Genomic DNA, 11,350 nt, shown 5'->3' with positions numbered 1-11,350 from the left:
GCGCACGGACCCACGTGTAGACGCTTCCCCCCGGCCCGTCAGCGAAGTTACGTGGCCGTAATTCCAGCATATCCGTCGGCGTCGAGCATCTGTGCCATCGACGCGTCCAGAGACTCCCCAGACGCGACTTCCAGCTCCACCAGCCATCCGTCCGTGTACGGTCCCGAGTTCACCTTCTCCGGCGCGACGTCCAGATCTGTATTGACGGCAATCACTTTCGCTGTCAAGGGTGAAAACACGTCGGACACGCTCTTGGTCGATTCGACTTCTCCCAGCGAAGCGCCGGCGTTCACCTCGTCACCCACTGCGGGGAGCTGGACGAATACGACGTCACCGAGCTGCTCCTGTGCGTAGTCGGTGATGCCTATCCGGACCGTTGTCGGTCCCAGTCGCTGTACCCATTCATGCTCGGGCGTGTACAGCAAGTCGTCCGATGGCTCGGTGTCGCTCAATTCGGCTGTCCTTTCACAAGTGGCAGCTCGTCCGTTCGAGGCAGAGCTAGTTTCCGGGCTGAGAGTATTGACGCGAGCGTGCTTCTCGCAAGGCGGACACTTCGACCTGGGGTGATTGCGACACCTCGCACTGTCCGCCGAACCGCGAGACAGTGTCGACCACGCCGCCTGGAATATCCAGCGCAGCTGCCAGAGTAGCCGGGTCGCCGATGGCGGTGTAGACGAACGGCTCCGACATCTCGCGCCCGTCGATGATCACTGCCCCGGCGTTGCCTGCAATCCACGACTCCACACCGATCCGTACCGGATCTGCACCGACACCCGCTATCTCGATTGCCTCGGCGCCGGCTGCCCTCAGTTCTTGCAAGGCATCGAGCAGGACCTCCGATCCGACGCCGGCGCGGGGATCCCTCACCGTGACGATCACTCCAGGCCCTGTCGCCGGTACGGTACCGACCTGAACGGCGAGCGATGCGAGTCGCTCACGTGCTTCCGCCAAAGCAGCTCCAGAACCGCCGTCGGATTGTTCGAGCGCTGCCAGGGTGTCTTCCAACTCCGAGATCTCGGCACGCAACGCGGCCTCACGACGCCCGACGTTGTCCAGGACCACGAGCAGATCGGCCGGTCTCGCCGTGTCGAGAGCATCGCCGCTCGTGTTCTCCCGAACCTGTACGACGAGCACGAAGCCCAACAACACCATCAGAAGAACTGTGAGAGCCCCGAAGACGGTCGATTTCGATCGACTACGGCGAATGTGATGCTTGCCTTCGGTGGTCATCTCGATTCACGCACCGAGGAGCCGACGCCGCAGTGCCGCCGCATTGCCGAAGATCCGAATTCCGAGGACCACCACGATTGCCGTAGAGAGCTGGGTCCCTACACCGAGTTGATCACCGAGCCACACGATGAATGCTGCGACGAGCACATTGAACACGAAGGAGACCACGAAGACCTTCGCGTCGAAGATTCCGTCGAGATAGGCGCGTGCACCGCCGAAGACCGCGTCGAGCGCGGCGACGACGGCGATGGGGAGGTACGGCGCAACGCCGACAGGTACCTGCGGACCGGACACGGTACCCAATGCGATTCCCACGCCCAGTGCTATGACCGCGAGGAGTACGAGTCCACGTCCGCGGCGAGAAGGCGATGTCGCGGGTGGGTGCCCCTCGGGCCGCACTTCGTGTTGATTCTCTGTCACGGTTCACCTACCTGCGTCGCTGATCGAACTGTGCGCACCGACGAAGCCGGCACCTCGAGCGCCTCCGCGGCAGACACGTCGAAGCCGATGTCGTACAACTGCTCCAGCCCCGACATTCGCAGATAGGCATCGCTGACGGAGAACTGGGCCTGCATCCGGTTCAATGGACCGATAGCCGAGATCGTGTAGGGCGAGAAGACCGGACGGTTGTCGACCAACATCGCTCCGCCGGCCTGTCGGATCGTGACCCCTGGCCCGATCCGAACATCGTTGACCGACACTGCTTCTGCTCCGCAGACCCACAACGAATTGACGACGGACTGCAGGTCGCGGTCCAGAACAGCCGCTTCGGAGGATCTGCGGGCGTTCTTCGACACGTCGGACAGATCGGACGGCGTCGGGGGTTCGGAAATCGTCACCACGATGCCAGGGCCCGCACCACGCTCGGCGCCTGCTGCAGCTTCGAGTTGCTCGAGTGACGACAAGACGGAAGCACCACCGGAATCGTCTTGCAAAGCAGCTGCACGAGCAGCCTGCACTTCGTCGCGAAGCGAGTTTCGATCGGATTCCAACGACGCAGCCCGGCTGTCGGCATCACGGACTCGCATCAGGGTGTCGCTGCCGCTCTGGTCCGAGAAGCCCGCAGCCTGAGCCAACGCGACACCGAAGACACAACCGACCAGTACGACGCCGAGAATCAGAACCACCGTGTCGAAACGGCCCGGGGGTTTCGAGCGTGTCGCCGACGCCGCCGCGTAGCCGGGATCGAGGTGGTCGGTCATCAGTGAACGAAGCAGCGACGGAACGGGGTTTCGAATGACCGGATCAGCCATCACGTGAGGCTTCGGTCTGTCGCGGCGGGACTCGCCGCGCTACGAGCAATGCCTTGTACGAATACAGAATGCCCGTCCACACATACAAGACCGTTCCCCACACCAACAGCGCGTAACCGATGGGCGAGAACACGTCGGCTACAGCGGACTCACCGGTGGACGCTAGAAGCACCGGGAGCGCAACCATGATGACGAACGTTGCTGCTTTGCCCAGGTAGATCACTTGCGGCGGTGGCAACCCACGACGCCGATAGATAAGCATCGTTGCAGCCAGCACAAGGTCACGACCGACGAGAATGAGTGCCACCCACCAGGGAATGATCCCCCTGATCACGAACGCTGCCAGTGTGGACACAACCGACAACCGGTCCACCAACGGATCGAGCACGGCGCCGAGTCGAGACGACTGGTCGAGAACGCGGGCGAGCTTTCCGTCGAGCCAATCGGTCGCTCCGCTCGCCAGAAGCACCGCCAGTGCGAGTCCATCGGCTCGAGGACCGAGAAGCAGATAGAGAAACAGTGGGATCAGGAGCAGTCGAACGGCACTGAGCACGTTGGGGATGGTGAGTACCCGGTCGCTGAGGGCGCGGTCGTCGGCGGCGGATGAGCTCACAGCGTCCGCCTCGATCCCCTACTGAGCAGCGTCGCCGGCCGAGCTGCGGTGTCGTTGCGGCGCCGTCGCGTGATCATCTCCACGTCGTCATCTCCATGCGAACACCGGCTGTTCGAAGTCTGCCACACGTGTGTGGCGCCGATGCAGAACGACTTCACGGAACTGGTGCACGATCGCGCCCGTCGGAGCATGGACGAGAGAATCACGGAAGGGCCATTGCACGACAGGCCGGTCCGACTGTGCGATCGAGACGAACCTCGCGTCGACGTCGAGCTCGGTGACGTCGACCTCGTACACGACGTCTACCTCGCCAGCATTCGGCACCATCGTGTCCAGGGTGTCTCCTATCCACACGATGAACGGAGTGATCGTGTAGCCGGATCGAGTCCGGTAGTCGTCGAGTCGTCCGAGAATGTCCGACTCCGATGCGACGAGACCGAGTTCTTCGTCGAGCTCGCACAGACAGGCGTGTTCGATGGTCTCTCCCGGATCGACACGGCCGCCCGGAAGGGCAAACTGACCCGGGTGTGCACGCATGCGAGGCAGGCGCTTCGTGAGCAGCATTCTGCGGGCGTACTCCGAGCCGCCGATCGCCACTGCCACCGCGGCAGCGCGAGTGTCCCCGAGCTCGTCGCGGCGCGGGACGAAGTCGGTGAAGGCTGCACTGATCGCGGCCCGTTCGAGGCGGCTGTCCCGATCATCGGTCATACGGACGAGCGTAAAGGGGGCGATCGATCTACGATGCGGCGGACAGTACGACTACCGGAATGACCCTGGTCGTCTTCTTCTCGTAATCCGCGAATCCGGAGTACAAATCCGCCTGTTTCGCATAGAGCACGTCTCGGGCATCGCCCGTGACCTCCTCTGCGACGACGTCGATGGTGTCGTCGCCGACTTCGATGGTGGCGCGCGGATCAGCCTTGAGATTGTGGTACCACGCCGGGTTCGTGTCCGCCCCCGCCTTGGAGGCGAAAATGACGTAGCGATCGTCGTCAGGGAGGTACATCAACGGACTGGTCCGCCGCACACCGGACTTGGCTCCGGTGGTGTGCAACAACAGCAACGGAGCTCCCTCGAAAGGTCCACCGACCTTCCCGTGATGTGCCCGAAACTCAGCGATCACCTGCTCGTTGAAATCTGGCATCGACTCTCCTGACCTCGCGCCGTCACATCGACTTGTCACCCTACTATCGGCCGCGGACCGCATCAGCGAATCGGACGGAAGACCACCTGACGTGTTTGCGCTGGAGGCTTTGGCCAGTTGGGACCGAATGAGACATTCGCTCCGGTACGGCGCACCGCGCGCACCTTCCAGCGACAGCGCACGTTGCAACCTGAGCCCCGGCTGCAACGTGCGCTGTCGGCAACCCAAGAGACCGAATGAGACATTCGGTGCAGGCCGGCACACTACGCGAGTGCGCCCCGGCACGAACCGTGCATGTCGGCGCCGTCGTCTACTCTCCTAGCGACGTCGACCGGAAGGTGCTCGGATGCCCAGTCGTTCAAGCTCGCCAACAGAGTTCAGCCAGTTCGTCTCTCGTGCGGTAGTGCCCCCGTTCCTGCTCGAACGCATCGCCCAGCACGGGTCGCCGAGTTCTGGGCAGGGCGTCGCCGTCGACCACGCGTCGTCGAGTGCTGCGCGGACGCTCGCCATCGACCGTGAACTCGTCCGCGGCCGCATCGACGCACCCAGGCCGACCGCAAGTGCAGGCCGGGCGGCAACCAGCGGACCGCGGCGCTCGATCCACGATGCCGAGAACGATCGAGTGCTGCCGGGGCGATTGATCCGTGCCGAGGGACAGCCCTCTTCGGGAGACGTCTCGGTCGACGAGGCATACGAGGGACTCGGAACTACCTTCGAATTCTTCCGTGACGTGTACGGGCGCAACAGCCTCGACGACGGAGGCCTGCCGCTCGACGCGACCGTGCACTACGACCGCGACTACGACAATGCGTTCTGGGACGGCGAACGCATGGTGTTCGGCGACGGAGACGGAGAGGTGTTCGGACGTTTCACCGCTTCCCTCAGCGTCATCGCTCACGAGTTGGCGCACGGATTCACCCAATACGCGTCCGGGCTCGAATACTCAGGACAGTCGGGGGCACTCAACGAATCGTTGTCCGACGTATTCGGGGTTCTCGTCGAACAATTCGCGCTCGGGCAGAACGCCGATGACGCATCCTGGCTGGTCGGCCAAGGCCTGTTCCTTCCAGCGGTCGAGGGCCGAGCACTACGGTCGATGATCGCACCAGGAACCGCGTACGACGACGACGTGCTGGGCCGGGACCCGCAACCAGCCGACATGGACGGATACGTCGAAACCAGGTCCGACAACGGCGGAGTGCACATCAATTCCGGTATCCCCAACCGCGCGTTCGCGTCCGCGGCGATCGAACTCGGTGGACATGCCTGGGACAGAGCCGGACAGGTGTGGTTCGACGTGGCGACCGATTCTTCACTCTCACCGACGATAGATTTCGACGGTTTTGCGGCAGCGACCGTGGCGGCGGCAGCGGCCCGCTTCGGCATCGAGTCCGACGTTCGGCGCGCGGTATCTTTCGGCTGGTCTACGGTGGGTGTGGCAGTAGACGACCAGGAGCCGACGGACTCGACTTCTCGGCGAGTATGAGACAAGTAATACTGCCCGGAGACAGCCACTGGCCCATGGACACTAAGGATGCGGTGATGTTCATCGAGGTGATTCGAGTGGGCGGTGTTGCGGGACTGACCAAGAGGGCGCAGATCGACACCGATGCGATTGCCGACGAGGCGTCGGTCCGTGAGTGGCGTCAGCTCGTCGAGCAGGCCCGGCCTCTCTTGGTGTCGCAGCCGAATGTGCAGTCGTCTTCGACGCGTGAACGCGATACATTCGTGTGGACTGTATCGGTCGACGACACGACGTGTCAGCTCGGCGATTCCTCGATCACGGGCCCACTCCGCGACCTTGCGCAGCGCACGCTTCGGGAAGGTCGGCGACCATGACGGCAATCCCCAGTGTCATGTGTGTCCATGCACACCCGGACGACGAGGCGCTGTTCACAGGCGGGATTCTCGCGCGCACCGCCGAGGCGGGCGGGCGAACGTCTGTGGTCACCTGCACGTGGCGCGAGGGCGAAGTCCGCGTCGAGGAACTCCGGCGGTCCCTGTCTGTGCTGGGCGCAGGAGAGCCCCGACTGCTGGGGTACACCGACAACGCTTTCGACGGCGGAGTTCTGTTCGGCACGTCCCCATTCGACGAAGCAGTCGGCAAAGTGGTCGCACACATTCGTGAATTTCGACCCGACGTCGTCGTCACCTACGACGCGTTCGGGACCTACGGTCACCCCGACCACATCCACGCACATCGAGTCACCCTCGCCGCCTTCGAAGCATCGCCGTTCGCGCAGCTCTTTCCCGAGGCCGGAGATCCGTGGCAGCCGAGCCATCTGTGCCAAGCGACTATTCCCCGCAGCGCGATCGAGGCCACCTGGGACATTCTGTTCGGCAATTCGGCGCCCCCGCCCGGTCCCGGAATCCCCGGGATCCCGGACGAGGAAGTGGATCTCGCGATCGATGTCGGACAGTGGTACGACAAGAAGTGGTCGGCGTTCGCCCAGCACGAGTCGGAGATCGCGCGGGGTGGCGGAGCAACTCGAATCGCGAAGATGTCCGAGGAGGACCGTCGGGACACCCTAAGAACCGAGTGGTTCCTGCACCGTGCCCATCGTGGATCCAGACGACTCGGCGAAGATCCGTTCCTACCTCGCTGAGCACCACGCGAGGACACGAATGGTCAGTCGAATTTCACTGTAGAGCTACATATTTGGTTTCGAGATACTCATCGATTCCTTCTGATCCACCCTCGCGCCCGAAGCCGGATTCCTTGACTCCACCGAAGGGGGCCGCAGCGTCGGAAATGGCTCCCCTGTTGACTCCCACCATGCCCGAATCGAGTGCGGCGGACACCCTCATTGCACGGTCCAGATCACGGGTGTAGAAGTAGCTGACCAACCCGTACACCGTGTCGTTCGCAGCCGAGATTGCCTCGTCTTCCGTGTCGAAGCCGATGATCGCTGCCACTGGTCCGAAGATCTCGTCGCGGACGAGATCTGCGTTCTGCGGAACCTCGTCCAGCACGGTCGGGGTGTAGAAGAACCCCTTCCCCTCCAGAGAGTGTCCCCCGGTTCGTACACGTGCACCCTTGGACACGGCGTCGTCGACGAGGGCGCTGACCGTGGCCAACTGCTTCGCGTTGATCAGCGGTCCGATGTCGGTGCCATCCGTGTCACCAGGTCCTACTGACAGGGCCTCGATTCGGGACGTCAACTTGCTGGTGAACTCTTCACGCACGCGATTGTGCACGTACAACCTGTTTGCCGCCGTACATGCTTCCCCACCGTTCCGCATCTTGGCGAGCATTGCTCCGTCGACGGCCGCATCGACGTCGGCGTCGTCGAACACGATGAACGGAGCGTTCCCGCCGAGCTCCATCGACGTACGAAGGAGCCGGTCTGCGGCACTGCGAACCAACATCTTGCCGACTCGGGTGGAACCGGTGAAGGTGATCTTCCGCAGCCGATCGTCCTGCATGAGTGGGCCGCTCACCTGTGCCGCGTCGGACGTCGGAAGTATCGACAACACGCCGGAAGGCAGTCCTGCATCGATGAAGACCTGGCCCAGAAGCAGCATCGTCAACGGTGTGTCTTCCGCCGGCTTGACGAGAACGGTGCACCCGGCAGCAAGAGCCGGTCCGATTTTCCGAGTGCCCATTGCCAGTGGGAAGTTCCACGGAGTTACCGCCAGAACCGGCCCGACAGGCACTTTCGTCACCAGAATCCGTCCATTGCCTGCGGGCGCCGCAGTGAATCGGCCGCCGATTCGGACAGCTTCTTCACTGAACCAGCGCAGAAATTCGGCGCCGTAGACCACTTCACCACGACTTTCCCGGATCGATTTACCCATCTCCAGCGTCATCAACAAGGCGAATTCCTCGGAACGTGCAGATAGCAGCTCGAAAGCCCGTCGCAGGATCTCGCCTCGCTCGCGCGCGGGGGTAGCAGCCCATGACGCCTGGACTGCGGATGCTGCATCCAGCGCCGCGAGCGCGTCGGAACTCGTCGCGTCGGCGACGGTTGCGAGCTGCTCACCGCTTGCCGGATTCAGCACAGCGAAACGCTCGCCCGTGGATGCAGCCGTCTGCTTTCCGCCGATCCAGATGTCGGTGGGAATGGAGTTGAGCAACTGCTCGGCATGTGACATTTCAGTTCTCCATGGCGACGGTTCGGATGGACTCTTGCAGGATGTCGAGGGCCTCGTCCAGAAGCTCGTCGGAGATCACCAGCGGCGGGAGCAGCCGGATCACGTTCCCGTACGTCCCACATGTCAGAACGATGACCCCTGCCGCGAGTGCGAGTGCCGCTACGGCCTTGGTGGCGTCGGGGTTCGGTTCACGCCCATCACCCTTCACCATTTCGATTGCAAGCATTGCCCCCCGTCCGCGGATCTCGCCGATGATGTCGACCTCGCCGGCGAGTGCGTTCAACCGCGACGTGACGGTCCGTTCGATCTCACGAGCTCGCGCGTTCAGGTCGAGTGTCTTCATTTGATCGATCGACGCCAACGCCGCTGCACAGGCCACGGGGTTGCCACCGTAGGTACCGCCGAGGCCGCCAGGGTGGACTGCGTCGATGAGATCTGCGCGACCTGTCACTGCTGCCAACGGCATGCCTCCCGCGATGCCCTTGGCCATCGTGATGAGGTCGGGGACGACGCCTTCGTGCTCGCTGGCGAACCAATCGCCGGTGCGGGTGAAGCCGGACTGGACTTCGTCGGCGATGAACACGACGCCGTTCGCCGTGGACCACTCTGCAAGTGCAGGCAGAAAACCCTCGGCGGGAACGATGAAGCCGCCTTCTCCCTGGATCGGTTCGATCAAGATCGCCGCTACGTTGGAGGCGCCGACCTGCTTCTCGATGATCGAGATCGCACGAGCTGCCGCCTGTTCGCCGGTGATCGGAGATCCGTCCGCGTTCAAGCCCTCGCGGAAGGGATAGGACATCGGCGCTCGGTATACCTCCGGGGCGAACGGCCCGAAACCGTGCTTGTATGGCATCGACTTTGCGGTGAGCGCCATGGTCAGGTTCGTCCGACCGTGGTAGGCATGATCGAACACGACGACGGCATCTCTACCGGTGGCGTGACGAGCGATCTTCACAGCGTTCTCGACTGCTTCGGCACCACTGTTGAACAGAACGCTCCGCTTGGCGTGGTCTCCAGGCGTCAATTCGGCCAGCTTTTCGGCTACCTCGATGTAGCCCTCGTAGGGCGCAATCATGAAGCATGTGTGAGTGAAGTGCGCGACCTGATCCTGCACTGCTGCCACAACTGCGGGGTTCGACGCTCCCACCGTGGTCACCGCGATACCGGCACCGAGGTCGATCAGTGAATTTCCGTCGACGTCGACGACTACACCTCCGTCCGCATCGGCTACGTACACCGGCAATGTCGAAGCAACACCAGCGCCGACAACTGCCGTCCGCCGCTCCGCAAGAGCGGTGGAACGTGGTCCAGGGAAGTCGGTCACGACTCGTCGCTCCTGAGGAAGCCGATACTCGAATGTCGTCATGCCCACACGTCCTTTCGAAAAGGTGATTTCATCGAGTATGCGACCGATCACGCGACCGCTGACCTGACATTTCGTACAAGATCGTGAAGTTGTCTGCACCATTTCGGCAGATCCGGTCTAGTCTCGACATTCGTGACCGTTCAGATCTCGTGGTTGTTGAGTCAGAAGCAACTGTCCCTGTCGAGACGAGGCGTTCGGACCGCACACCCTGCGCCCATCACTTTTGTCCACGCAACCGAGCTCACCGACCCGAGCCCATGGTTGTCCGGTGGCGAGCTCGTCCTTACCACCGGCCTCGGCTTGTCCGACGATGCCGACGAACTTCGTTCGTACATCGACCGCCTTCATGGCGTGGGCGTCTCGTGCCTCGGTTTCGGAATCGGCCTGTCGCACAGCGTCGTTCCTGATGCTCTTGTACAGCGTGCCAACGCGGTGGGCCTCGAAGTTCTGGAGGTCCCCTTCGAGATCCCGTTCGCTGCGATCGTCCGCACGGTCATGAACAAGATCGCCGAGCAGGAATACGAAGAGGTTCTGCAGGCCGCGAAGGTACAGAACCGAATCACGCGGGCGGCGTTGCACGGCGGCGTGGACGCCATCGTCAAAGAACTTGCGACCGCGACAGCAACCACGATCACGTATGTCGGTCGCCGTACACACGCTCTGCATCCGCGCTCCGAACAGGCGTTTCTCGACGAGGTCAGGCAACTGGTAGTCGCGCGCGGAGGCTCCGGAACCGCCGCGTCCATCTCGGTCAGCGAACCTGGACGAAGTGTGACCGTGCAATCGGTCGGGCTGTCCGCTGCATCGTCCGGGCATGTCGCAATGATGTCGACCGGCCCGATCAGCAGTGTGAACCGAATACTCCTCGGACACGCGGTATCACTCGTCACATTGGAATTGGAACAGCCGGCACGCTTGAGAGTCGAGCGGTCGACGCTACACGCACTAGCGCTCGCCTCGATGTTCGACAGCCGATTCGATCAGCTGCCCGCTCCGACCGTGTTGAACGATGCAGCAGGAGCAGACGGCCTCGTCCGAGCACTGGTACTTCGCTCCGCCGCGATACAAGACACGATTCGCCATCTCGACGGGTTACTCTTCCGAGCCGGACGCGGCCTGTATGCACATGTCGACGGAGATGAGGCGACCATCCTATTGCGCGGGGACGACGACGCGTCCTGGGTCGATGCGCAGCTGCCCGACGAACCGACCCTCCGAGCCGGATTGAGCACGCCACACTCACTTCTCGATATTCGGAAAGCGGCAACGCAGGCACGGATGGCTTTCGGGATGGCGGGCTCGCAGCGGACCGATCGGCTCGTCGAATTCGGGAATGCACGCGCATCGGTGGTACTGCAGTCCGCACCCGCCAGGGAGGCATTCCTCACCCTTGCATCCTCGACGATAGACGTGCTCGCTGACCACGACCGAGAACACGGCGTCGAACTGTTGGCTTCGTTGCGCAGCTACCTTGTAGCACACGGACATTGGGAAGGTGCCGCCGCACAGCTCGGCGTCCACCGACACACGTTGCGGGGACGAATCGCTCGTGTGCAAGACATACTCGATGTGGATCTGACAGACGCCCGTGTACGAGCCGAGCTACTGCTCGCCATTCTCGTGTCCGACGGACGTTGCCCCTGACCCAC

13 protein-coding genes are annotated in these 11,350 nt (G+C 62.8%); 4 read left to right on the top strand and 9 right to left on the bottom strand.

Annotated features, from left to right (window positions below; all coding sequences use genetic code 11):
* Positions 1–47 precede the first annotated feature (47 nt).
* The 7 genes from gcvH to WDS16_RS08880 all read right to left on the bottom strand — a co-directional run bounded on the left by gcvH (position 48) and on the right by WDS16_RS08880 (position 4,240).
* Positions 48–452 carry a glycine cleavage system protein GcvH gene (gene gcvH, locus WDS16_RS08910; RefSeq protein WP_338892098.1) on the bottom strand — a complete coding sequence of 135 codons (405 nt, stop codon included), beginning with the start codon at positions 450–452 and terminating at the stop codon, positions 48–50.
* A 46-nt stretch (positions 453–498) separates the two neighbouring features.
* Complete coding sequence (locus tag WDS16_RS08905) at positions 499–1,230, bottom strand: DUF881 domain-containing protein (protein ID WP_338892096.1); 732 nt, start codon at positions 1,228–1,230, stop codon at positions 499–501.
* A 6-nt stretch (positions 1,231–1,236) separates the two neighbouring features.
* On the bottom strand, positions 1,237–1,557 hold the full coding sequence (locus WDS16_RS08900) for a small basic family protein (protein WP_338893304.1): 321 nt from the start codon (positions 1,555–1,557) through the stop codon (positions 1,237–1,239).
* 89 nt (positions 1,558–1,646) lie between these two features.
* On the bottom strand, positions 1,647–2,483 hold the full coding sequence (locus WDS16_RS08895) for a DUF881 domain-containing protein (protein WP_338892095.1): 837 nt from the start codon (positions 2,481–2,483) through the stop codon (positions 1,647–1,649).
* Entirely contained in the window at positions 2,476–3,096 is a 621-nt protein-coding gene (locus WDS16_RS08890) for a CDP-alcohol phosphatidyltransferase family protein (protein WP_338892094.1), read from the bottom strand. The genes WDS16_RS08895 and WDS16_RS08890 overlap by 8 nt, the downstream gene beginning before the upstream one ends.
* An 87-nt stretch (positions 3,097–3,183) precedes the next feature.
* Positions 3,184–3,804 carry a CoA pyrophosphatase gene (locus WDS16_RS08885; protein WP_338892093.1) on the bottom strand — a complete coding sequence of 207 codons (621 nt, stop codon included), beginning with the start codon at positions 3,802–3,804 and terminating at the stop codon, positions 3,184–3,186.
* Between the two features lie 28 nt (positions 3,805–3,832).
* Positions 3,833–4,240, bottom strand: coding sequence for a nitroreductase family deazaflavin-dependent oxidoreductase (locus WDS16_RS08880; RefSeq protein WP_338892092.1), 408 nt, complete (start codon positions 4,238–4,240; stop codon positions 3,833–3,835).
* 346 nt (positions 4,241–4,586) lie between these two features.
* On the opposite strand from WDS16_RS08880, the gene WDS16_RS08875 reads away from it, so the two are divergent.
* Genes WDS16_RS08875 through WDS16_RS08865 form a run of 3 tightly spaced genes read left to right on the top strand, consistent with a single transcriptional unit; the run spans position 4,587 to position 6,846 of the window.
* Positions 4,587–5,726, top strand: coding sequence for a M4 family metallopeptidase (locus tag WDS16_RS08875; RefSeq protein ID WP_338892091.1), 1,140 nt, complete (start codon positions 4,587–4,589; stop codon positions 5,724–5,726).
* Positions 5,727–5,761: 35 nt separating this feature from the next.
* Positions 5,762–6,079: a protealysin inhibitor emfourin gene (locus tag WDS16_RS08870; protein ID WP_338892089.1), complete on the top strand. Its 318-nt coding sequence runs from the start codon at positions 5,762–5,764 to the stop codon at positions 6,077–6,079.
* Complete coding sequence (locus tag WDS16_RS08865) at positions 6,076–6,846, top strand: PIG-L family deacetylase (RefSeq protein ID WP_338892087.1); 771 nt, start codon at positions 6,076–6,078, stop codon at positions 6,844–6,846. Before WDS16_RS08870 ends, WDS16_RS08865 begins: the two co-directional genes overlap by 4 nt.
* A 34-nt stretch (positions 6,847–6,880) precedes the next feature.
* Here the strand turns inward: WDS16_RS08865 and WDS16_RS08860 are convergent, their stop codons facing one another.
* Positions 6,881–8,335, bottom strand: coding sequence for an NAD-dependent succinate-semialdehyde dehydrogenase (locus tag WDS16_RS08860; protein WP_338892085.1), 1,455 nt, complete (start codon positions 8,333–8,335; stop codon positions 6,881–6,883).
* A 1-nt stretch (position 8,336) separates the two neighbouring features.
* Positions 8,337–9,701: a 4-aminobutyrate--2-oxoglutarate transaminase gene (gabT, locus tag WDS16_RS08855; protein ID WP_338892084.1), complete on the bottom strand. Its 1,365-nt coding sequence runs from the start codon at positions 9,699–9,701 to the stop codon at positions 8,337–8,339.
* Positions 9,702–9,833: 132 nt separating this feature from the next.
* On the opposite strand from gabT, the gene WDS16_RS08850 reads away from it, so the two are divergent.
* On the top strand, positions 9,834–11,345 hold the full coding sequence (locus tag WDS16_RS08850) for a PucR family transcriptional regulator (protein ID WP_338892082.1): 1,512 nt from the start codon (positions 9,834–9,836) through the stop codon (positions 11,343–11,345).
* The last annotated feature ends 5 nt before the right edge of the window (positions 11,346–11,350 follow it).

The sequence above is a fragment of the Rhodococcus sovatensis genome (assembly GCF_037327425.1).
GTDB lineage: Bacteria > Actinomycetota > Actinomycetes > Mycobacteriales > Mycobacteriaceae > Rhodococcoides > Rhodococcoides sovatense.
Note: the sequence above shows the minus strand (reverse complement) of the source record. Positions and strands in the feature narration are given on the sequence as shown.